This is a genomic window from Micromonospora sp. NPDC051141 (assembly GCF_044455765.1).
Taxonomy (GTDB): Bacteria; Actinomycetota; Actinomycetes; order Mycobacteriales; family Micromonosporaceae; genus Micromonospora.
Genome location: NZ_JBITFD010000001.1, coordinates 411,824 through 437,236 on the forward strand (window position 1 = coordinate 411,824; position 25,413 = coordinate 437,236).

At 76.2% G+C, this 25,413-nt stretch carries 3 protein-coding genes; all 3 read left to right on the forward strand.

The window, feature by feature from the left end:
- Positions 1-17 precede the first annotated feature (17 nt).
- Positions 18-10,961, forward strand: a complete 10,944-nt coding sequence (locus ACIA6B_RS01435; RefSeq protein ID WP_396769814.1) for an SDR family NAD(P)-dependent oxidoreductase — start codon at positions 18-20, stop codon at positions 10,959-10,961.
- Positions 10,962-11,031: 70 nt separating this feature from the next.
- Positions 11,032-15,966 (forward strand): type I polyketide synthase, encoded by a 4,935-nt coding sequence (locus ACIA6B_RS01440; RefSeq protein ID WP_396770207.1) that lies wholly within the window; start codon positions 11,032-11,034, stop codon positions 15,964-15,966.
- On the forward strand, positions 15,963-25,409 hold the full coding sequence (locus ACIA6B_RS01445; RefSeq protein ID WP_396770209.1) for a type I polyketide synthase: 9,447 nt from the start codon (positions 15,963-15,965) through the stop codon (positions 25,407-25,409). The genes ACIA6B_RS01440 and ACIA6B_RS01445 overlap by 4 nt, the downstream gene beginning before the upstream one ends.
- Positions 25,410-25,413: the final 4 nt, after the last annotated feature.

Genomic DNA, 25,413 nt, shown 5'->3' on the forward strand with positions numbered 1-25,413 from the left:
CAGGGAATGGGCGGACCATGGCTGACGAGGCGAAGCTTCTCGACTACCTCAAGCGGGTCACCGCCGACCTGCACCAGGTGCGGCAGCGGCTGCGCGAGGCGGAGGCCGGCGAGCAGGAGCCGGTCGCGATCGTCGGCATGAGCTGCCGTTTCCCCGGCGGCATCCGCACCCCGGAGCAGCTCTGGGACGTGGTGGCGTCCGGCCGGGACGTGATGACCGAGTTCCCCACCGACCGGGGTTGGGACCTCGACGCGCTGCACGCCGGCGACCCCGAGGACGCCGGCACCTCGTACGCGCGCCACGGCGGCTTCGTCACCGACCTGGCCGACTTCGACCCCGGCTTCTTCGCCATCTCGCCGCGCGAGGCGCTCGCCATGGACCCCCAGCAGCGGTGGCTGCTGGAGACCACCTGGGAGGTCTTCGAGCGGGCCGGCATCGACCCGCACACGCTGCGCGGCAGCCGCACCGGCGTGTTCGCCGGCAGCACCGGCCAGGACTACGGCACCGTGCTGATGACCGCCGCCGCGCAGGGCCTGGAAGGGCACCTGATGACCGGCAACGCCGGCAGCGTCGTGTCCGGCCGGATCGCCTACACGTTCGGCCTGGAAGGGCCCGCGGTCACCGTCGACACCGCCTGCTCGTCGTCGCTGGTGGCGATGCACCTGGCCGGGCAGGCGCTGCGGCAGCGGGAGTGCACGCTCGCCGTCGTCGCCGGCGTCACCGCCATGTGTACGCCGGGCGCGTTCGTGGAGTTCTCGCGCCAGCGCGGGCTGGCCGCCGACGGCCGGTGCAAGGCGTTCGCCGCCGCCGCCGACGGCACCGGCTGGTCCGAGGGCGTCGGTGTGCTGCTGCTGGAACGCGTCTCCGACGCCCGCCGCAACGGCCACCCGATCCTCGCCGTGCTGCGCGGCAGCGCGGTCAACTCCGACGGCGCGTCGAACGGGCTGAGCGCCCCGAACGGCCCGTCGCAGCAGCGGGTGATCCAGCAGGCCCTGGCCAACGCCGGGCTCGCCGCCGGCGGCGTGGACGTGGTGGAGGCACACGGCACCGGCACCCGGCTCGGCGACCCGATCGAGGCGCAGGCGCTGTTGGCCACGTACGGGCAGGACCGGGGCGACGCCGCGCCGCTGCTGCTCGGCTCCGTCAAGTCGAACCTGGGGCACACGCAGGCGGCGGCCGGTGTCGCCGGGGTGATCAAGATGGTGCAGGCGATGCGGCACGGGCTCGTCCCGCCCACGCTGCACGTGGACGCGCCGACGCCGCAGGTCGACTGGGACGCCGGCGCGATCGAGCTGGTCACCGAGGCCACCCCGTGGCCGGCGGTGGACCGGCCCCGCCGCTCGGCGATCTCCTCGTTCGGCGTGTCCGGCACCAACGCGCACACCATTCTCGAACAGGCGCCGCCGGACGAGCCCGCCCCGGCCGACGACGCGCCGACACGTAGCCGCCCGGTCGTACCGGTGCTGGTGTCCGCCCGCGACGACGCCGCGCTCGCCGACCAGGCCGGCCGCTGGGCCGCGCGGCTGGCCGCCGACCCGGCGTCGACCGCGCTCGACGTGGCGTTCTCGTCGGCGACCGCCCGCGCGGCGCTGGACCGGCGGGCCGTGCTGGCCGCCACCGACCGCGACGACCTGCTCGCCGGCCTGCGGGCGCTCGCGGCCGGTACGCCGACGGCCACCACGGCGACCGGCGCGGCCACCGACCGGCAGGGCCTGGCGGTGCTGTTCTCCGGGCAGGGCGCGCAGCGTGCCGGCATGGGTCGGGAGTTGTTCGAGGCGTTCGGTGTGTTCGCGTCCGCGTTGGACGAGGTGTGTACGCAGCTTGATCCGCTGCTGCCGCAGCCGCTGAAGCCGGTGCTGTTCGGTGACGGTGATCTGCTGGACCAGACGCAGTTCACGCAGGCCGGGCTGTTCGCGGTCGAGGTGGCCCTGTTCCGGCTCGTCGAGTCGTTCGGGGTCACCCCGGACTATGTGGGTGGGCACTCGATCGGTGAGGTGACCGCCGCGTATGTCGCCGGCGTGCTGTCGCTGGCCGACGCGTGTGCGCTGGTCGCGGCCCGGGGTCGGTTGATGCAGGCGTTGCCGGCCGGTGGTGGGATGCTGGCGGTCGCCGCGCCGGAGTCCGAGGTGGCCGCATCGGTCGCGGACCGCGCGGACGTGGGGATCGCGGCGGTGAACGGGCCGTCGTCGACGGTGGTGTCCGGGCCGGTCGACGCGTTGACCGAGCTGGAGCGCGCCTGGCGGGACCGGGGTGTGCGGGTGCGCCGGTTGACGGTGTCGCACGCGTTCCACAGCCCGCTGATGGAGCCGATGCTGGCCGAGTTCCGGGCTGTGCTCGACGGGCTGACGTTCGCCGCCCCGGCCCTGCCGGTCGTGTCGAACGTGACCGGTGCGTTGGCCGGGGACGAGATCACCACTGCCGACTACTGGGTGCGGCACGTGCGCGAGGCGGTCCGGTACGCCGACGGGGTGACCGCACTGCGGGCGGCCGGGGCGGACACGTTCCTGGAGGTCGGTCCGCAGAGCGTGCTCACCGCGCTGACCGCGGAGATCCTGCCGGACGATGACACGGTGGTCGCGACCGCGGTGCAGCGCCGGGGCCGGGACGAGGCGGGCGCGTTGCTGGCCGGGCTGGCGGAGCTGCACGTGCACGGCGTGCGCGTCGACTGGACGCCGTGGTTCGCCGGCACCGGCGCGACCCGCGTCGACCTGCCCACCTACGCGTTCCAGCGCCAGCGCTACTGGCCGGAGGCCGGCGGTGGCTGGACCGGCGACGTCACCGCGGTCGGCCTGCGCCCCGCCCGGCACCCGCTGCTCGGCGCCGCCGTCGGCGTCGCCCACGCCGAGGGCTTCCTGTTCACCGGCCGGCTGTCGCGGCGTACCCACCCGTGGATCGCCGACCACGTCGTCTTCGACACCGTGCTGCTGCCCGGCACCGGCTTCGTCGAGCTGGCGCTCCAGGCCGGCGCGCACGTCGGCGCCGACCACGTCCGCGAGCTGACCCTCGAAGCGCCGCTGATCCTGCCCGAGACCGGCGGCGTCGACATCCAGCTCTGGATCGGACCGGCCGACGAGACCGGCTGCCGGTCCGTGTCGCTGCACTCCGCGCCCGACCACGACCGGCCCGGCGACGAGCCGACCGACCGGGAGACCACCGACGGCGACCCGCGCGCCTGGACCCGCAACGCCAGCGGCGTCCTCGCCGACCGGCCGGCGCAACCCGGCGTACCCGGCTGGTCCGATCTGGCCGCCTGGCCGCCGCCGGACGCCACCGAGGTGCCCACCGACCAGCTCTATCCGCACCTGGCCGCCCAGGGCTACGACTACGGCCCGTCGTTCATCGCGCTGCGGGCCGCCTGGCGGCGCGGCGACGACCTCTTCGCCGACCTGACGCTGCCCGAGACACCGGCCGCCGAAGCCGGCGGCTACGGCGTGCACCCGGCACTGCTCGACGCCGCGCTGCACACGCTCGGCCTCACCAGCGCCGCCGGTGCCTCGACCGGCCCCGGCCTGCCCCCCGGCCACGGCCGGCTGCCGTTCTCCTGGAACGACATCGCGCTGCACGCCGCCGGGGCCGCCGCCGCCCGGGTCCGGGTCCGGCACACCGGCCCGGACAGCGTCTCGCTGCTCCTCGCCGGCGTCGACGGCGCACCCATCGCCTCGGTCGGCTCACTGGTCCTGCGGCCGGTCACCGCCGACCAGCTCCGCACCGCCGGCGGCGGCGGACCCGAGTCGCTGTACCGGATCGACTGGACCCCGCTCCCGCTGCCCGCCGGCCCGTCGCCGGCCACGTGGGCGGTGCTCGACACCGACGCGGCGCTCGCCGACGCGGTGGCCGCCACCGGGACGGCCGTCACCGCGTACCCCGATCTCGCGGCCCTGACCGGCGCGCTCGCGGACGGTGCCGACGCGCCCGGCGTGCTTGTCGCCTCGTTCCTCGACCCGCGCGGCGAGCGCGACGTGCCCCACTGGGTCGCCGAGGTGACCCACCGGGCGCTCGACGTGCTCCAGCGGTTCCTCGCCGACGACCGTTACGAGGCCACCCGGCTGGTCGTGCTCACCCGCGGCGCGGTCGCCACCGAGCCGGACGCCGACCTCACCGACCTGGCCGGCGCCGCCGTCATCGGCCTGGTGCGCTCCGCCCAGTCGGAGAACCCGGGCCGGTTCGTGCTGGTCGACGTGGACGACCCGGCGACCGCCGCCGCCGCGCTGGTGGCGGCGCTGGACACCGACGAACCGCAGCTCGCCATCCGTGCCGGTGTCGCGGCCGGCGCCCGGCTCGCCCGGGTGCCCGCGCCCGCCGAGCCGGCCGACCCGGCGTTCGACGCCGACGGCACCGTGCTGATCACCGGCGCCACCGGCACGCTCGGCCAGCTCATGAGCCGGCACCTGGTGACCCGGCACGGCGTGCGGCACCTGGTGCTCACCAGCCGCCGCGGCCGGGACGCCGCCGGCATCCCGGAACTCTGCGACGAGCTGACCACGCTCGGCGCGACCGTCACGGTCGCCGCCTGCGACGTCGCCGACCGCGACGCGGTCGCCACGCTGCTCGCCGGCCTCCCCGCCGACCACCCGCTCACCGCCGTGGTCCACGCCGCCGGGGTACGCGACGATGGCGTCATCTCCTCGCTCACCCCCGACCGCGTCGACGGCGTGCTGCGCCCCAAGGTCGACGCCGCCTGGCACCTGCACGAGCTGACCGCCGACCTCGACCTCACCGCGTTCGTCTCGTACTCCTCGCTCGCGGCCACCGCCGGCGGCCCCGGCCAGGGCAACTACGCCGCCGCCAACGCGTTCCTCGACGGGCTGGCCCACCACCGCCGCGCCCGCGGCCTCGCCGCGCTCACCCTCGCGTGGGGCCTCTGGGCCGACCGCAGCGGCATGACCACCGAACTGGACGACGTCCACCTCAACCGCATCTCCCGCTCCGGCGTGTCCGCGATGGAAGCGGAGGAGGGGCTGGCGCTCTTCGACGCCGCCTGCCGCGTCCCGGCCGCCGCGCTGGTGCCGGCCCGCCTCGACCTGGCCGCCATGCGGGCCCAGTTCGCCGGCGTCGTCCCGCCGCTGTACCGGGCGCTGATCCGTGCCGGCCGGGGGGCCGCCGCCGCGCCGGCCACCGGGGCGTCGCTGGTGCAGCAGCTCGCGGCGCTCGCCGACGCCGACCGGCGGGCCGCGCTGCTGGAGATCGTCCGGGGGCAGGCCGCCGCCGTGCTCGGCTACCCCGACCCGGCCGCCGTCGACCCGCGCCGCGCGTTCAGCGACCTCGGCTTCGACTCGCTCACCGCCGTCGAGATGCGCAACCGGCTCGGCAACGCGTTCGGCCTGCGGCTGCCCGCCACGCTTGTCTTCGACTACCCGAGCCCGCAGGAACTCGCCGCCCACCTGGACACCGAGATCGCCGGCGTGCCGGTCCCGGCCCGGCCGGCGACCGCCCCGGTCACCGTCGGCGACGACGAGCCGCTGGCCATCATCGGCATGGCCTGCCGGCTGCCCGGCGGCGTGGCCACCCCGGACGACCTGTGGCGGCTCGTCGCCGACGGCGTCGACGCGATCACCGACCTGCCCGGCGACCGGGGCTGGGATCTGGACACGCTCTACAGCCCCGACCCGGACGCCGCCGGCACGTTCTACGCCCGCGGCGGCGGCTTCCTCGCCGACGTCGACCGCTTCGACCCCGGCTTCTTCGGCATCAGCCCGCGCGAGGCGCTCGCCATGGACCCGCAGCAGCGGCTGCTGCTGGAGACCACCTGGGAGACGTTCGAGTCCGCCGGCATCGACCCGACCGGGGTCCGCGGCAGCAGCACCGGCGTGTTCGTCGGCACCAGCGGCCAGGACTACGGCTCGCTGCTCGCGTTCGCCCCGGAGGAGACCTCCGGGTACGCGCTCACCGGCATGACCAGCAGCGTCATCTCCGGCCGGGTCGCCTACACGTACGGGCTGGAGGGGCCGGCGGTCTCGCTGGACACCGCCTGCTCGTCGTCGCTCGTCGCGCTGCACTGGGCCGGGCAGGCGCTGCGCCGCGGCGAGTGCGACATGGCGCTGGCCGGCGGCGTGATCGTAATGGCCACCCCGACCGCGTTCGTGGAGTTCTCCCGGCAGCGCGGCCTGGCCGCCGACGGCCGGTGCAAGTCGTTCGCCGCGTCCGCCGACGGCACCGGCTGGGCCGAGGGCGTCGGCCTGCTGCTGGTGCAGCGCCTCTCCGACGCCCGCCGACAGGGCCGGCACGTGCTCGCGATCGTGCGTGGCAGCGCGGTCAACTCCGACGGCGCGTCCAACGGGCTGACCGCCCCGAACGGCCCGTCGCAGCAGCGGGTGATCCGGGCGGCGCTGGCCGCCGCGCGGCTGTCCCCGGCCGACGTGGACGTGGTGGAGGCGCACGGCACCGGCACCACGCTGGGTGACCCGATCGAGGCGCAGGCGCTGCTCGCCACGTACGGGCAGGACCGGCCCGCCGACCGGCCGCTGCTGCTCGGCTCGATCAAGTCGAACATCGGCCACGCCCAGGCCGCGGCCGGCGTCGCCGGTGTGATCAAGATGGTGCAGGCCATGCGGCACGGCACCGTGCCCCGCACGCTGCACGTGGACGAGCCGTCCCCGCACATCGACTGGGACGCCGGCGCGGTGGAACTGGCCACCGAGGCGCGGCCCTGGCCGGCGGGCGACCGCCCCCGCCGGGCGGCGGTGTCGTCGTTCGGCATCTCCGGCACCAACGCGCACGTCATCGTGGAACAGGGCGACGAACCGGCCGTCCCGGTCGCCACCGGCGCCGGCCTGCTGGACACCGCCGCGACGGTGTGGGCGGTCTCCGCACGGTCCCGCGCCGCGCTGGCCGGGCAGGCCGCCCGCCTGGCCGGGCACGTCCGCGCGCAGGGCGACGTGGACACCGCGGCGGTGGCCTGGTCGCTGGTCGCCACCCGGTCGGCGTTCGACAACCGGGCCGCCGTGGTCGGCTCGTCGGTCGAGGAGCTGCTGTCCGGCCTGGACGCGCTCGCCGACGGGTCGCCGTCACCGCACCTGGTCACCGGCACGGCCTCCGCCCCCGCCGGTCCGGTGTTCGTGTTCCCGGGTCAGGGTGCGCAGTCGGCGCGGATGGCTTCCGGTCTGGTCGGTCGGTGTGCGCCGTTCGACGCGGCGTTGGCCGAATGCGGGGTGGCGCTCTCTCCGTATCTCGATGTCGATCTGGTGTCGGTGTTGACCGGTGATGACGAGTCGTGGTTGGACCGGGTCGAGGTGGTGCAGCCGGTGCTGTGGGCCGTGGGTGTCGCCCTGGCCGCGGTGTGGCGGCACGTCGGGGTCGTGCCGCAGGCGGTGATTGGTCACTCGCAGGGGGAGATCGGTGCCGCCTGCGTCGCGGGGATCCTGTCGCTTGACGACGCGGCGAAGACGGTGGCGTTGCGGTCACGGGCGCTGTCGGTGCTGCGGGGCACCGGGACGATGGCGTCGGTCGATCTGTCCGCCGACGAGGTCACCGCGCGGCTGGGCGGCTTCGATGGTGTCGGGGTGGCGGCGGTCAACGGTCCGGCGACCGTGGTGGTCTCCGGTCCGCCGCGGGCCGTCGCGGATCTGGTCGAGTCGTGTCAGGCCGACGGTGTCCGGGCCCGGCTGATCCCGGTCGACTACGCGTCGCACTCCGCCGCCGTTCAGGACGTCGCCCAGCGGCTCCGCACCGACCTGGCCGGTGTGACGCCGCAGGCGGGTCACACGCGTCTGGTGTCGACACTCACCGGGGACTGGGTGGACCCGGCGACGATGACGGCGGACTACTGGTACGACAACCTGCGGCAGACCGTGCGCTTCGACACCGCGGTGCGGACCGCGATCGAGGCCGGTCACACGACGTTCGTGGAGATCTCGCCGCATCCGGTGCTGACCATGCCGGTGACGGCGATCCTGGACGACCTCGGCACCGCCGGGCACACGCTGTCGACGTTGCGGCGGGGCGAGGACGACCCGACCCGGCTGCTGACCAACCTGGCCACCGCGCACAGCATCGGCCTGCCGGTCGACCTGACCGCCGTGCTCGCCGAGACGGACACGGTCGCGCTGCCCACCTACGCGTTCGAGCAGCAGCGGTTCTGGCTCGACCCGCCCGCCCACCGGGCCCAGGACGTCGCCTCCGCCGGCCTCCAGGACGCCGGCCACCCGCTGCTCAGCGCCGCCGTCACGTTCCCCGACAGCGAGCGGCTGGTCTTCACCGGCCGACTGTCCGTCCGCACCCACCCGTGGCTCGGCGAGCACCGGGTGATGAATGCGATCCTGCTGCCCGGCACCGCGTTCGTCGAACTGGCCGCGCACGCCGGCGACCAGGCCGGCGCGCCGGTGGTCGAGGAACTCACCCTGCTCGCCCCGCTCGTGCTGCCGGAACTCGGGTCGCTCCAGATCCAGCTCACCGTCGGCGAGCGCGACGAGACCGGCCGCCGCCCGGTGCAGCTGCACTCCCGCCCGTACCGGGACGGCTCCGACGAGATCCTCGCCGACGTGGCCTGGACCTGCCACGCCACCGGCCTGCTCGCCCCGCGCGGCGCCGAACCGCCCGCGTTCGACCTCGGTGTGTGGCCGCCGCCCGGCGCCACCCCGGTCGCCTCCGACTCCTTCTACGCCGGCCTCGAAGCCACCGTCTTCGGCTACGGCCCGGTCTTCCGCGGCCTGCGCGCCGCCTGGACCCGGGGCGACGAGGTCTTCGCCGAGGTGGCGCTCCCCGCCGACCACCACGCCGAGGCCGGCCGGTTCGGGCTCCACCCGGCGCTGCTCGACGGCGCGCTCCAGGCCATGTCCATCGGCGGGTTCCTCGGCCGGATGGGCGACGGCGCCGACGCCAGCGTGCCCCGGCTGCCGTTCGCCTGGACCGGAGTCACACTGCTCGCCGCCGGCGCCACCGCGCTGCGGGTCCGTGTCGCCGCGGCCGGCGACGTCGGCGTCACGTTCCAGGTCGCCGACGCCACCGGCGCCCCGGTCCTGCACGCCGAGTCGCTGATCATGCGCCGGGTCACCGGCGACGCGCTCGGCGCGGCCCGCTCCGGCCGGCACGAGTCGCTGTTCCAGGTGGACTGGCCGGTGCTGCCGGTGACCGCCGGAGCGTCGCCGGCCGCCACCGGATGGGTGGTGCTCGGCGACGACCTCGCGCTCAACACCGCCGCCGAGGCCGCCGGCGCCCGCGTCCGCCCCGACCTCGCCCCGGAATCCTTCGCCGAACTGCTCGCCGGTGGGGAACCCGCCCCCGGGACGCTTGTCGTGCCGGTCGGCGGCGCCGGCCACGGCGCCGGCCCCGAACTGGCCGCGCAGACCCGCGCCACCACCCACCGCCTGCTCGGCACGCTCCAGGCATGGCTCGCCGACGACCGGTTCGCCGACACCCGGCTGGTGCTGGTCACCCGCGGCGCCGTCGCCACCGGCGACCCGGCCGAGGTCGACCTGCGGTCGGCGCCCGCCTGGGGACTCGTCCGCACCGCCCAGCTCGAACACCCCGACCGGATCCAGCTCGTCGACCTGGACGCCGACCCGGCCGGCGCCACGCTGCTCGCCGCCGCGATCGGCACCGGCGAACCGCAGCTCGCCGTGCACGCCGGCCAGGTCCGCGCGCCGCGCCTGGCCCGCGTACCGGCCGGGCTGGAGCCCCGGCCCGGCGGCGTCGATCCGGACGGCACCGTGCTGATCACCGGCGGAACCGGCGTGCTGGGCCGGCTGCTGGCCCGCCACCTCGCCACCACCCACGGCATGCGGCACCTGCTGCTCGCCGGGCGGCGCGGCGCGACCGCCGACGGCATCGACGACCTGGTCACCGAGCTGGCCGAGGCCGGCGCCGAGGTCACGGTCGCCGCCTGCGACGCCGCCGACCCGGACGCGCTCGCCGCGCTGCTCGACGGCATCCCCGCCGCGCATCCGCTCACCGCCGTGGTGCACGCCGCCGGCGTGCTCGACGACGGCGTGCTGGAGTCGCTCACCCCGGACCGGGTCGACGCGGTCAGCATCCCCAAGATCGACGCGGCGTGGCACCTGCACCGGCTCGCCGCCGGCCGGGATCTCGGCGCGTTCGTGCTGTTCTCCTCCGCCGCCGCCACGCTCGGCAGCGCCGGACAGGCCAACTACGGCGCGGCCAACGCGTTCCTCGACGCGCTCGCCGCGCACCGGCGGGCCCAGGGCCTGCCCGGCATCTCGCTCGCCTGGGGGCTCTGGGAGCAGGCCAGCGGCATGACCGGTCACCTCGCCGACGCCGACGTGCGGCGGATGACCGAGCAGGGCGCCGCCGGGCTGGCCACCGAGCAGGCGCTGCACCTGTTCGACGCCGCCTGGCGGCTGGACACCGCTGCCGTCGTACCGATGCGGTTGGACGTGGCGGCGTTGCGCGGCCAGGCCGAGTCCGGCGTGCTCGCCCCGCTGCTGCGCGGCCTGGTCCGGGTGCCGCTGCGCCGTTCGGTCGACGCGGGCGGCGCCGGCACCGGCGGCGTGCCGCTCGCCCAGCGGCTCGCCGGCCTGGCCGACCCGGAGCGGCGCAAGGTGCTGCTCGACGTGGTCCGGGCGAACGTGGCCGCCGTGCTCGGCCACGCCGGGCCGGAAGCCGTCGACCCCGGCCGCCTCTTCACCGACCTGGGCTTCGACTCGCTGACCGCGGTCGACCTGCGCAACCGGCTCAACACGCTGTCCGGGCTGCGGCTGCCCGCCACGCTGGTCTTCGACTACCCGACGCCGCACGCCCTCGCCGAGAAGTTGGCCGGCGAGATCGCCGCCGATGCGGCGCCCTCCACCCAGCCGCTGTTCCAGGGCATCGACGCGGTCGAGTCGCTGCTCACCACGCTGGCGCTCGACCCGGCGACCCGGGACCGGTTCGCCACCCGGATGCGTGACCTGCTCGCCAAGGCCACCGACCTCGCCGGCCCGGCCGAGGAACCGGAGCGGCCCGACCTCGACGCGGCCAGCGACGACGAGATCTTCGACTTCATCAGCAAAGAGTTTGGAATCTCCTGACATGACCACCGCGGATCAAGGCAGGGACGCGATGAGCGACGACGACAAGCTGCGGTACTTCCTCAAGCGGGTGACCGCCGACCTGCACGACACGAAGCGCAAGCTGCAGACCGTCGAGGCGCGGGACACCGAACCGCTCGCCATCGTGTCGATGAGCTGCCGGTTCCCCGGCGGCGTCCGGTCCCCGGAGGAACTGTGGGACCTGGTCGCCGACGGGCGCGACGCGCTCACCGAGTTCCCCGACGACCGGGGCTGGGACCTCGACGGGCTGTACGACCCCGACCCGGACAAGCCCGGCAAGAGCTACACCCGGGTCGGCGGGTTCCTCGACCGCGCCGGTGACTTCGACCCGGCCCTGTTCGGCATCTCGCCCCGCGAGGCGCTCGCCATGGACCCGCAGCAGCGGCTGCTGCTGGAGACGTCCTGGGAGGCGATCGAGCGGGCCGGCATCGACCCGCTGTCGCTGCGCGGCAGCGCCACCGGTGTCTTCGTCGGGCTGAGCACCTCCAACTACGGGATGGGCCTGCCGTACGTGCCGGACGGCGTGGACATGTACCTCGGCACCGGCAACACCACGAGTGTCGCCTCCGGCCGGATCTCGTTCACGCTCGGCCTCAACGGCCCCGCCGTCACCGTCGACACCGCCTGTTCGTCGTCGCTCGTCGCGCTGCACCTGGCCGGTCAGGCGCTGCGCCGCGGCGAGTGCGACCTGGCGGTCGCCGGTGGCGTCACCGTGATGGCCACGCCGGGTGTGTTCATCGTCTTCTCCCGCCAGCGCGGCATGTCCGTCGACGGGCGGTGCCGCGCGTTCGCGGCCGGCGCCGACGGCACCGGCTGGGGCGAGGGCGGCGGCGTCGTCGTGGTGGAACGGCTCGCCGACGCCGAACGCAACGGCCACCCGATCCTCGCCGTGATCCGCGGCAGCGCGCTCAACCAGGACGGCGCGTCCAACGGCCTGACCGCCCCGAACGGCCCCTCCCAGCAGCGGGTCATCCGGGCCGCGCTGGCCGACGCCCGGCTCGGCGCGGCCGACGTCGACCTGGTGGAGGCGCACGGCACCGGCACCACGCTCGGCGACCCGATCGAGGCGCAGGCGCTGCTCGCCACGTACGGGCAGGACCGGCCCGCGGACCGGCCGCTCTGGCTGGGCTCGGTGAAGTCGAACATCGGCCATACGCAGAGCGCCGCCGGCGTGGCCGGGCTGGTCAAGATGGTGATGGCACTGCGGCACGGCACGCTGCCGGCGACGCTGCACGTGGACGAGCCGTCCCCGCACGTCGACTGGGACGCCGGCGCGGTGGAGCTGATCACCGAGAACCGGCCGTGGCCGGAACTGGGCCGGCCCCGCCGTGGCGGCGTCTCCTCGTTCGGGGTCAGCGGCACCAACGCGCACGTCATCGTCGAGGAGTACCGCCCCTCCGCCGCCGAGTCGGCCGAGGCGCCCGCCGACGACGCCCCCGCGTCGCGCCGCGCCGGCCTGCTCGCCGCCGGGCCCACCGCCTGGCCGGTGTCGGCCCGGACCCGGGGCGCGCTCGCCGGGCAGGCCGCCCGACTGGCCGCGCACCTGCGCGCCCACCCCGCCGACCCGGCCTCCGTGGCCTGGTCGCTGGCCACCACCCGGTCCACGCTCGACCAGCGCGCCGTCGTCGTCGGCGCGGACCCCGCCGACCTGCTCGCCGGCCTGGACGCACTGGCCGCCGGCCTGCCGGCCGGCAACCTGGTCACCGGTACGGCGTCCGCCGCCGGGGCCGGCCCGGTCTTCGTCTTCCCCGGCCAGGGCGCCCAGTCCGCTCAGATGGCCGCCGGCCTGGTCGGCCGGTGCGCGCCGTTCGACACCGCGCTGGCCGGGTGCCAGACGGCGCTGGCCCCCCACCTGGACGTCGATCTCGTGTCGGTGCTGACCGGCGACGACGAGTCCTGGCTGGACCGCGTCGAGGTGGTGCAGCCGGTGCTGTGGGCGGTCGGGGTGGCGCTCGCCGCCGTCTGGCGCGCGGCCGGCGTCACGCCCGACGCGGTGATCGGCCACTCCCAGGGCGAGATCGGCGCGGCGTGCGTCGCGGGGATCCTGTCGCTCGACGACGCGGCGAAGACGGTGGCGTTGCGGTCGCGGGCGCTGGCGGTGCTGCGCGGCACCGGAACGATGGCGTCGGTCGACCTGTCCGCCGACGAGGTGACCGCCCGGCTGGGCGGCTTCGACGGTGTCGGGGTGGCGGCGGTGAACGGCCCGGCGACCGTGGTGGTCTCCGGTCCGCCGCAGGCGGTCGCCGATCTGGTGGACGCCTGCCAGGCCGACGGCGTCCGGGCCCGGCTGATCCCGGTGGACTACGCCTCGCACTCCGCGGCCGTGGAGGAGGTCGCCCAGCAGTTGCGTGCCGACCTGGCCGGCGTGACGCCGCAGCCCGGTCACACCCGGCTGGTGTCCACGCTGACCGGGGAGTGGGTGGACCCGGCGACGATGACGGCCGACTACTGGTACGACAACCTGCGCCGCACGGTGCGGTTCGACTCGGCGGTGCGGACGGCGGTCGAGGCGGGACACACCACGTTCGTGGAGATCTCGCCGCACCCGGTGCTGACCATGCCGGTGACCGCGATCCTGGACGACACCGGCACCGCCGGGCACACGCTGTCGACGTTGCGGCGGGGCGAGGACGACCCGACCCGGCTGCTGACCAACCTGGCCACCGCGCACAGCATCGGCCTGCCGGTCGACCTGACCACCGTCCTCGCCGAGACCGACACCGTCGCGCTGCCCACCTACGCGTTCGACCACCAGCGGCTCTGGCTCGACGGCAGCGGCGGCCCCGAGCGGGAGGACCAGGCGGCCGACCACGGCACCCCGGACGACAGCGGCTTCTGGGCCGCCGTCGAACGCGACGACCTGCCCGGCCTCGCCGAGGTGCTCGCCGGCGACGACCTCCCCGCCGGGCAGGCGCTCGACGCGCTCGCCCCGGCGCTGCCGGTGCTGCACCGCTGGCGGCGGCAGCAGCGTCGCCAGTCCGACATCGACAGCTGGCGCTACCAGGACACCTGGAAGCCGCTCACCGGCATCACCAACCGCGGCATGGCCGGCACCTGGCTGGTGGTGCTGCCCACCGGCGACATCGTCGAACCCTGGCAGGAGGCGTGCGTCGACGCGTTCGCCGCCGCCGGCGCCACCGTCGTCCCGTTGCCGGTGAGCACCACCGACGTCGACCGGGACCTGCTCGGCAAGCTGCTGCGCGAGGCGCTCACCACCGGCGCGGACGGCACGCTCACCGAGGTGACCGGCGTGGTGTCGCTGCTCGCGTTCGACGAACTCGTCCACCCGATGCACCCGTCCGTCCCCGGCGGCTTCGCCGCCACCGTCGCGCTGGTCCAGGCGCTCGGCGACATCGGCCTGGCCGCCCCGATGTGGGCGGTCACGTCCGGCGCCGTCTCGGTCGGCCGCGCCGAACTGCTCCGCTCGCCCGGCCAGGCGATGATCTGGGGCTTCGGCCGCGTCGCCGCGCTGGAGCACCCGCAGCGTTGGGGCGGACTCGTCGACCTGCCGGAGGCGGTCGACGAGCGCAGCGCCGGCCTGCTGATCGCGGCGCTCACCGCCGCCGGCGAGGAGGACCAGATCGCGGTACGCCCCGGCGGACTGCTCGGCCGGCGGCTCACCCGCGTCCCGCTCGGCGACAGCCGACCCGCGCACCCGTGGCAGCCCTCCGGCACCGCGCTGGTCACCGGCGGCACCGGCGCGCTCGGCGGGCACGCCGCCCGCTGGCTCGCCCGCAGCGGGGTGGAGAACATCGTCGTGGCCAGCCGGCGCGGCATGGACGCCCCCGGCGCCGCCGAACTCGGCGCCGACCTGACCGCGCTCGGCGCCACCGCCAGCGTGGTCACCTGCGACGCCTCCGACCGGGACGCGCTGGCCGCGCTGATCGACGGCATTCCCGCCGACCGGCCGCTGAAGGCCGTGGTGCACGCCAGCGCGGTGCTCGACGACGCCCTGATCAACGACCTGCGCATCGACCAGATCGAGCGGGTCCTCGCGGCCAAGGTGGACGTCGCGTACCACCTGCACGAGCTGACCCTCGACCTCGACCTCGGCGCGTTCGTGCTGTTCTCCTCGTTCGCCGGTTCGGTGGGCAGCTCCGGCGTCGGCAACTACGCCCCGAGCAACGCGTTCCTCGACGCGCTCGCCCAGCACCGGCGCGGGCTCGGCCTGCCCGGCACGTCCATCGCCTGGGGCGCCTGGGCCGGCGGCGGCATGGCCGACGGGCCGTTCGGTGAGCTGCTGCACCGGCACGGCGTACCCGAGATGCCGCCGGAGGCCGCGATCGCCGCGCTGCACCAGGCCGTCGACCACGGCGAGGCGTTCCTCACCGTCGCCGACATCGCCTGGGAACGGTTCTCCGTCGCGTTCACCGCCACCCGGCCCGGCCCGCTGATCAGCGACCTGCCGGACGTCCGCCGGCTGCGGACGGTCGAGCGGACCACCGGCGGCGAGGTGCCCGACGGCCCGGAGTCGCTGCGCGACCGGCTCGCCGGGCTGCCCGCCGGCGACCGGATGGCGGTGCTGCTCGCGCTGGTCCGCAGCCAGGTCGCGGCCGTGCTCAACTACCCGTCCGGGGAGTCGGTGGACGAGCACCGCGCGTTCCGCGAACTGGGCTTCGACTCGGTCACCGCGGTCGAACTGCGCAACCGGCTCGGCCTGGCGAGCGGGGTGGCGCTGCCGGTGACCCTGGTCTTCGACTACCCGACGCCGACCACGCTTGCCGAGTACCTCTACGCCGAGGTGGCCCAGGACGACGTGGTCACCCCGACCGCGCTGCTGGACGACCTCGACCGGATCGCCGACGGGCTCGACGTGGTGGCCCGCGACGAGGCCGCCCGGGTCCGGGCCACGGTCCGGCTCCAGGCCATGCTCACCCGGCTCGGCCAGGGCAGCGGCGGCGACGACGACCTCGGCCGTCATCTCGGCGATGCCAGCGACGACGAGTTGTTCGCCATGGTGGACCGCGACCTCGGTCTCTCCTGACCCGCACCGGCTCACTCCCGTCCCCTGCGAGGAAGCGGCTACCGATGGCCAATGAAGACAAGCTCCGCGACTACCTCAAGCGGGTCATGGCGGACCTGCACGACACCCGCCGCCGGCTCAGCGAGGCCCAGTCCCAGGAACTGGAGCCGGTGGCGATCGTCGCGATGAGCTGCCGGCTGCCCGGTGGCGTCCGCGACCCGCAGGACCTGTGGGAGTTGCTGACCGAGGGCCGGGACGCGGTCGCCCCGTTCCCCGACGACCGGGGCTGGGACCTCGACCGGCTCTACCATCCCGACCCCGACCACCCCGGCACCTCGTACGCCCGGGAGGGCGGCTTCCTCGACGGGGCCGGGGACTTCGACGCCGCGTTCTTCGGCATCAGCCCCCGCGAGGCGCTCACCATGGACCCGCAGCAGCGGCTGCTGCTGGAGACCGCGTGGGAGGCCGTCGAGTCCGCCGGCATCGACCCCGCGACGCTGCGCGGCAGCCGCACCGGGGTGTTCGTCGGCACCAACGGGCAGGACTACGGCACGCTGCTGATGATGTCGCCCGACGGCGACGAGGGCCACTCGATGACCGGCGGGGCGGCGGCGGTCGCGTCCGGCCGGGTGTCGTACACGCTCGGCCTGGAGGGCCCGGCCGTCTCCATCGACACCGCCTGCTCGTCCTCGCTGGTCGCGCTGCACCTGGCCGCGCAGGCGCTGCGGGCGGGGGAGTGCGAGCTGGCGCTCGCCGGCGGCGTCTCCGTGATGGCCACCCCCGGCCTCTACATCGGGTCGAGCCGGCAACGCGCGCTCTCCCCGGACGGGCGGTGCCGCTCCTTCGCCGCCGCCGCCGACGGCGCCGGGTTCTCCGAGGGCGTCGGCTGGCTGCTGGTGGAACGGCTCTCCGACGCCCGCCGAAACGGGCACCCGGTGCTGGCGGTGCTGCGCGGCAGCGCGGTCAACCAGGACGGCGCGTCGAACGGGCTGACCGCCCCGAACGGGCCCGCCCAGCAGCGCGTGATCAGCCAGGCGCTCACCGCCGCCCGGCTGGCCACCGCCGACGTCGACCTCATCGAGGCGCACGGAACCGGCACCAACCTGGGTGACCCGATCGAGGCGCAGGCGCTGCTGGCCACGTACGGGCAGGACCGGGGCGACGCCGGGCCGGCGCTGCTCGGCTCGGTGAAGTCGAACATCGGGCACGCCCAGGCCGCCGCCGGCGTGGCCGGGGTGATCAAGGTGGTGCTGGCCCTCCGGCACGGACTGGTGCCGGCGACGCTGCACGTCGACGAGCCGTCCCCGCACATCGACTGGTCGTCCGGCGCGCTGGAGCTGGTGACGTCGGCGCGGCCGTGGCCGGAACGCGGCCGGCTCCGCCGGGCGGCGGTCTCGTCGTTCGGCATCTCCGGCACCAACGCGCACGTCATCGTGGAACAGGCGCCGGAGGCCCCCGCGCCGCCCGCCGCCGTCCCCGCCCCGGGGCTGCTCGCCGCCGACGTCACCGCCTGGTCGGTCTCCGCCCGGACCCGGGGCGGCCTCGCCGGGCAGGCCGGTCGGCTGGCCGCGCACCTGCGTGAGCACCCGGCCGACCCGGCGACGGTGGCCTGGTCGCTGGCCACCACCCGGTCGGCGTTCGACCAGCGGGCCGTGGTGCTCGGCTCCTCGGCCGAGGAGTTGCTGTCCGGTCTGGACGCGCTCGTGGCGGGTACGCCGTCGCCGGCGGTCGTGACCGGCACCGCGGAGCGGCCCGCCGGCCCGGTGTTCGTGTTTCCCGGTCAGGGTGCCCAGTCGGCGCGGATGGCTGCCGGTCTGGTCGGTCGGTGTGCGCCGTTCGACGCGGCGTTGGCCGAGTGTCGGGTGGCGCTTTCTCCGTATCTCGATGTTGACCTGGTGTCGGTGTTGACCGGTGATGACGAGTCGTGGTTGGACCGGGTCGAGGTGGTGCAGCCGGTGCTGTGGGCGGTGGGTGTCGCCCTGGCCGCGGTGTGGCGGCATGTCGGGGTCGTGCCGCAGGCGGTGGTCGGGCATTCGCAGGGGGAGATCGGCGCGGCGTGTGTGGCGGGGATCCTGTCGCTTGACGACGCGGCGAAGACGGTGGCGTTGCGGTCACGGGCGTTGTCGGCGCTGCGCGGTACCGGGACGATGGCGTCGGTGGACCTGTCCGTCGACGAGGTGACCGCCCGGCTGGGCGGCTTCGACGGTGTCGGGGTGGCGGCGGTCAACGGCCCGGCGACCGTGGTGGTCTCCGGTCCGCCGCGGGCGGTCGCGGACCTGGTCGAGTGGTGTCAGGCCGACGGTGTCCGGGCCCGGCTGATCCCGGTCGACTACGCGTCGCACTCCGCGGCCGTGGAGGAGGTCGCGCAGCGGCTCCGTACGGAGTTGGCGGGCGTGACGCCGCAGGCGGGTCACACGCGTCTGGTGTCGACGTTGACCGGGGACTGGGTGGATCCGGCGACGATGACGGCGGACTACTGGTACGACAACCTGCGGCAGACCGTGCGCTTCGACACCGCGGTGCGGACCGCGATCGAGGCCGGTCACACGACGTTCGTGGAGATCAGTCCGCATCCGGTGTTGACCATGCCGGTCACCGCGATCCTGGATGACCTCGGCACCACCGGGCACACGCTGTCCACGCTGCGGCGGGGCGAGGACGACCCGACCCGGCTGCTGACCAACCTGGCCACCGCGCACACCATCGGCCTGCCCGTCGACCTCACCACCGTCCTGACCCGGACGGACACCGTCGCGCTGCCCACCTACGCGTTCGACCACCAGCGGTACTGGCCCGCCCCGCCCCGCTTCGTCACCGACAGCGACGGCGAACCCGACCCCGACCGTTGGCACTACCGGGTCACCTGGACCCCGCTGCCCGACCTGCCGCTGACCCGGCTCACCGGCGCCTGGCTGGTCCCGGTCCCCGCCGATCTGGTCGACGACCCGCTCGTCACCGGCGTGCTCGGCGCGCTCGGCAACGTCGGCGCCCACCCCGTACCCGTGCCCGTCGACCCGGCCGACGACCCGGCCGCGCTCGCCGACCGGCTGCGCGCCGTGCTGCCCGCCGACGGGCCCGCCGCCGTGCTCTCCCTGCTCGGCCTCGACGGACGCGCCCACCCCGAGCACCCGGCCACCACGCTCGGCGTCGCCGGCACCGCCCACCTGGTCCAGGCGCTCGGCGTGCTCGGCGTCGAGGCGCCGCTCTGGTGCGCCACCCGCCGCGCCGTCACCATCGGCGACACCGATTCCGCCCCCGACCCGGCCGCCGCCGCCGTCTGGGGCCTCGGCCGGGCCGTCGCGCTGGAACACCCGGCCCGCTGGCGCGGCCTGGTCGACCTGCCCGACCGGCTCGACGCCACCACCGCCGCGCTGCTCGGCGCGGTGCTCGGCGCCGACGGGCCCGAGGACCAGCTCGCCGTCCGCGACAGCGGCGCCCACGCCCGCCGGCTCACCCGGAGCACCGACCTCGCCGACGACACCGTCCGGCTCCGCGACACGGTGCTGATCACCGGCGGCACCGGCGGCCTCGGCGGGCACCTGGCCCGCTGGGCCGCCCGCGCCGGCGCCGCGCACGTGCTGCTGGCCAGCCGCCGCGGCCCCGACGCCCCCGGCGCCGGCGACCTCGCCGCCGAGCTGACCGACCTCGGGGTACGCGTCACCGTGGCCCGCTGCGACGTCACCGACCGCGACCAGCTCGCCGCGCTCCTCGCCGACCTGCCCGACGACGCGCCGCTGCGGGCCGTGCTGCACACCGCCGCCGTGCTCGACGACGGCATCGTGGACACCGTCACCCCGGCCCGCCTGCACACCGTCGCCGCGCCCAAGAGCGCCGCCGCCGACCACCTCGACGCGCTCACCCGCGACCGCGAGCTGGACGCGTTCGTGCTCTTCTCCTCCGTCGCCGGCACCACCGGCAACGCCGGCCAGGGCGCGTACGGCGCGGCCAACGCCCACCTCGACGCGCTCGCGCACCGGCGTCGCGCCGACGGGCTCCCGGCGCTCTCCGTGGCCTGGGGCGCCTGGGCCGGCGCCGGCCTGCCCGCCGACAACGAACGCGCCCAGCAGCGGCTGCGCCGCGGCGGCATGGTCGCCATGGACCCGGAGTTGGCCGTCGCCGCGCTGGCCCGGGCGTTGGGCCGCGACGAACCCACAGTGGTCGTCGCCGACGTCGACTGGGGTCGCTTCGCGCCCGCGTTCGCGCTGGTCCGGCCCAGCCCGCTGCTCGGTGACCTGCCCGAGGTCACCGACGCGCTGCGGCCCCCGGAGACGCCGGTCACGCCCGAACCGGCCGACCAGCCCGGCTCGGCGCTGGCCCGGCAGCTCGCCGGTCGAACCGCCGCCGAACGTACCGAGACGCTGCGCGACCTGGTCCGCCAGTGCGCCGCCACCGCGCTCGGCTACGGCGCCGCCGACGACGTGCCGGTCACCCGCCCGTTCCGCGACCTCGGCCTCGACTCGCTGACCGCGGTGGACCTGCGCAACCTGCTCGCCACCGCCACCGAGCTGCGGCTGCCCGCCACGCTCGCGTTCGACTACCCGAACCCGGCGGTGCTCGCCGGGCACCTCGACGAGTTGCTCACCGGCGCCGGCGCGCCGGTTGACGGGCCGGCCGCCGTGGCCATCCCCGACGAGCCGCTGGCCGTGGTGGCGATGAGCTGCCGCTTCCCCGGCGGCGCGGACGACCCGGAACGGCTGTGGCAACTGCTCGCCGCCGGCGGCGACGCCATCGGCGACTTCCCCACCGACCGGGGCTGGGACCTCGACCGGCTCTTCGACACCGACCCCGCCGTCGAGGGCACCAGCTACGCCCGCCAGGGCGGCTTCCTGCCCGACGTGGCCGACTTCGACCCCGGCTTCTTCGGGATCTCGCCCCGCGAGGCGCTCGCCATGGACCCGCAGCAGCGGCTGCTGCTGGAGACCTCGTGGGAGGCGATCGAACGCGCCGGCATCGACCCCCGGACGCTGCGCGGCACCCCCACCGGCGTTTTCGTCGGCACCAACTACCAGGACTACCGCAACCTCATGCTCACCGCCGAGGGCGCGGAGGGGCACCTGATGACCGGCAACGCCGGCAGCGTGCTCTCCGGCCGGGTGTCGTACACGCTCGGGCTGGAAGGGCCGGCCGTGTCCGTCGACACCGCCTGCTCCTCGTCGCTTGTCGCGCTGCACTGGGCCGGTCAGGCGCTGCGCGCCGCCGAGTGCTCCTTGGCGCTGGTCGCCGGCGTCACCGTGATGTCCACCCCCGGCGTGTTCGTCGGCTTCAGCCGGCAACGCGGACTCTCCCCGGACAGCCGGGTCAAGGCGTTCGCCGCCGGCGCCGACGGCACGAGCTGGGGGGAGGGCGTCGGCGTGCTGCTCGTCGAGCGGCTCAGCGACGCCCGCCGCAACGGCCACCCGGTGCTCGCCGTCGTGCGGGGCAGCGCGGTCAACCAGGACGGCGCGTCCAACGGGCTCACCGCCCCCAACGGGCCGGCCCAGCAGCGGGTCATCCGCGCGGCGCTGGCCAACGCCCGGCTCGACGCGGGCGACGTGGACGCGGTCGAGGCGCACGGCACCGGCACCCGGCTCGGCGACCCGATCGAGGCGCAGGCGCTGCTCGCCACGTACGGGCAGGGCCGCCCGGCGGACCGGCCGCTGCTGCTCGGCTCGATCAAGTCGAACATCGGCCACACCCAGGCCGCCGCCGGTGTCGCCGGCGTGATCAAGATGATCCTCGCGCTGCGCCACGGCTACCTGCCGCCGACGCTGCACGTCGACGCGCCCAGCGACCAGGTGGACTGGACGACCGGCTCGGTGGACCTGCTGACCGAGGGGCGGCCCTGGCCGCTGACCGGCCGGCCGCGCCGCGCCGCCGTCTCCTCGTTCGGCATCAGCGGCACCAACGCCCACACCATCCTGGAACAGGCCCCCGAGCCGCCGGTGCCGACCGGGGAGCCGGCGGAGCCGCCGGTGGTGCCGGTGCTGCTGTCCGCGCGTACCGCCGCCTCGCTGGCCGCGCAGGCCACCCCGTGGGCCGACCGGCTCGCCGGGCCGACCGCGCCCCCGCTGGTCGACGTCGGCTGGTCCTCGGCGGTGTCCCGGGCCGCGCTGGACCACCGCGCGGTGGTGCTCGCCACCGACCGGCGGGCGCTGCGCGCCGGGCTCCGCGCGCTGGCCACCGGTGACGACTCGCCCGCGCTGGTCACCGGCGCGGTGACCGGCCGGCCCCGGGTGGCGTACCTGTTCTCCGGGCAGGGCGCGCAACGCCCCGGGATGGGCCGCGAACTGGCCGCCGCGTACCCGGTGTTCGCCGCCGCGCTGACCGAGGCGTGCGCCGCGCTCGACCCGCACCTGTCCCGGCCGTTGCACCCGCTGCTCGACGCCGACCCCGGCACCGACACCGCGGCGCTGCTGGACCGCACCGAGTTCACCCAGCCGGCGCTGTTCGCCGTCGAGGTGGCGCTGTTCCGGCTGCTCACCGCGTGGGGCCTGCGGCCCGACGCGGTGGCCGGCCACTCCATCGGCGAGTTCGCCGCCGCCCACGCCGCCGGTGTGCTCACCCTCGCCGACGCCGCCGAACTGGTCGCCGCCCGGGGCCGGCTCATGCAGGCGCTGCCCGCCGGTGGCGCGATGCTCGCGGTCGCCGCGAGCGAGGACGACGTCCGCGCCACGCTCGCCGACGGGCTCGCGCTCGCCGCGGTCAACGGCCCCGCCGCCGTCGTGGTCGCCGGCCCCGCCGACGCCGTCGACGCCGCCGCCGCCGACTGGACCGCCCGAGGGGTACGCACCCGACGGCTCACCGTCAGCCACGCGTTCCACAGCCCGCTGATGGAACCGGTGCTCGACGAGTTGGCCGCGCTCGCCGCCCGGCTGCCGCACCACCCGCCGACCGTGCCGCTGATCTCCACCGTCACCGGCGCGCCGGTCGACGTGGCCGGCATCGGCGCGCCCGGCTACTGGGCCCGGCACGCCCGCGACACCGTCCGCTTCGCCGACGCGGTCACCGCGCTGCGCGAGCACGGCTGCACCGCGTACCTCGAGGTCGGCCCGGACGCGGTGCTCACCGCGCCGGCCCAGGGCGTGCTGGCCGTCCACGGGCCGGTCCCGCCGGTGCTGCCCACGCTGCGCCGGGACCGGCCGGAACCGCTCAGCCTGCTGCGCGCGGTCGCCGCGTTGCACGTGCACGGCGTGGGCGTGGACTGGCCCGCGCTCTACGCCGACGCCGACCCGCAGCCGGCCGACCTGCCCACCCACGTGTTCGACAGGCAGCGTTACTGGCCGCAGCCGCCGGCCTGGTTGACCGCGCCGCCCGCCGAGGACACCGCCGTGGAACGCCGGTTCTGGGCGGCCGTCGAGGCCGAGGACCTGGACGGCCTGCTCACCGAGCTGGACGTGGCCCCGGACCAGCCGTTCGACGCGGTGCTGCCGGCGCTGTCGGCGTGGCGGCGACGCGGTCGGGAACGGTCGGTGGTGGACGGCAGCCGCTACCGGGTGCGCTGGGAGCCGGTCGACGCCACCACCGGGCCCGCGCCGGACGGACCGGGCCGCTGGCTGGTGCTGCTGCCCGCCGACCGGGCCGCCGAACCGGACCTGGTCACGCTGGCCGGCGCGTTCGGCGCGGCGACCCCCACCGAACCGGTCGACACCGCCGCCGCCGACGCGCCGGCCATCGTCGAACCGGTCGACACCGCCGCCGACGCCGACACGCTGGCCGCCCGGCTGGCCGACCTGGTCGCCGCCGCCACCGCTGACGGGCCCGTGCACATCCTGTCCCTGCTCGGGCTGGACGAGACGCCGCACGCCGAGCACCCGACGCTGCCGCGCGGCCTGGCCGCCACCGTCGGGCTGCTCCAGGCGCTCACCGACCTGGACGCGCCGGCGCGGCTCTGGTGCGCCACCCGGGGCGCGGTCGGCGTCGGCGACGCCCCGCCCAGCCCCCGGCAGGCCGCGCTGTGGGGCCTCGGCCGGGTCGCCGCGCTGGAACAGCCCGCCCGCTGGGCCGGCCTGGTCGACCTGCCCACCACCGTGGACGACGACACCGCCCGGCGGCTCGCCACGCTGCTCACCACCACCGCCGAGGACCAGCTCGCGGTACGCGGCGACGGGACGTACGCCCGGCGGCTGGCCACCGCGCCCACCGACGGCGACCCGACGCCGTGGCAGCCGCGCGGCACCGTCCTGATCACCGGCGGCACCGGCGCGCTCGGCGGGCACGTGGCCCGCTGGGCGGCCGACGCCGGCGCCGAACGGATCGTGCTGACCAGCCGGCGCGGCGTCGACACGCCGGGCGCGGCCGACCTGCTGGCCGAGCTGACCGCGGCCGGCGTCGACTGCCGGGTCGCCCGCGCCGACGCCGCCGACCGCACCGCCATGACCGCGCTCCTCGCCGACCTGCGCGCCGACGGGCCGCCGCTGCGCGCGGTGGTGCACGCCGCCGGTGTCAGCGAGGTGGTGCCGCTGGCCGAGACCACGCTGGAGGACCTGGCGTACGTCATCGGCCCGAAACTGGCCGGCGCGGAGCTGCTCGACGAACTGCTCGACGGCGTCGAACTGGACGCGTTCGTGCTCTTCTCCTCCATCGCCGCCACCTGGGGCAGCGGCGGGCAGGGCGGATACGCGGCCGGCAACGCCGCGCTGGACGCGTTCGCCGAGCGACGGCGGGCACACGGCCTGCCCGCCACGTCGGTGGCCTGGGGGCCGTGGACCGAGTCCGGCATGTTCGACGACGACGCGCCGGAGCAACTGCGCCGCCGCGGCCTGCGGGTGCTGCCGCCCGAACCGGCGATGGCCGGGCTGCGGCACGCGCTCGCCGCCGACGACACCTGCGTCACCGTCGCCGACGTCGACTGGGCCACGTTCCACCCGCTGTTCACCGCGTTGCGGCCCAGCCCGCTGCTGGCCGATCTGCCGGCCGTGCGGGCACTCGCCACCGCCGCCGCCGAGCCGGTCGCGGCGGCCGGCTCGGAGAGCCGGGACCGGCTCGCCGAGCTGCGCGCGCTGACCGCCGAGGACCGCCGGGACGCGCTGCTGGACCTGGTGCGCACCGACGCGGCGAAGGTGCTCGGCCACCCCTCGGTCGACGCGGTCGAGCCGGAACGCGGCTTCCTCGACCTCGGGTTCGACTCGCTGACCGCGGTGGAGCTGCGCAACCTGCTCACCGCCGCGACCGGGCGGGAGCTGCCCACCACCGTGGTGTTCGACTACCCGACCCCGGCCGGGCTGGCCGCGTACCTCGACGAGGAGCTGTTCCCCGGCGGCGACGAGCCGGCCGGCGGCGCCGACGAGGAGACGGTCCGGCGGGTGCTCGCGGCCATCCCGCTGGACCGGCTGCGCCAGGCCGGCCTGCTCGACCAGTTGCTGCGCCTCGGCCACGACACCGCCGCGCCGGTCGCCGACCCGGCCCCCGAGGTGCCGGCGGCCGAGATCCACGACCTCGACGTCGCCGGACTGGTCCGGATGGCGCTCGAAGGATCCGACTCGTGACCCG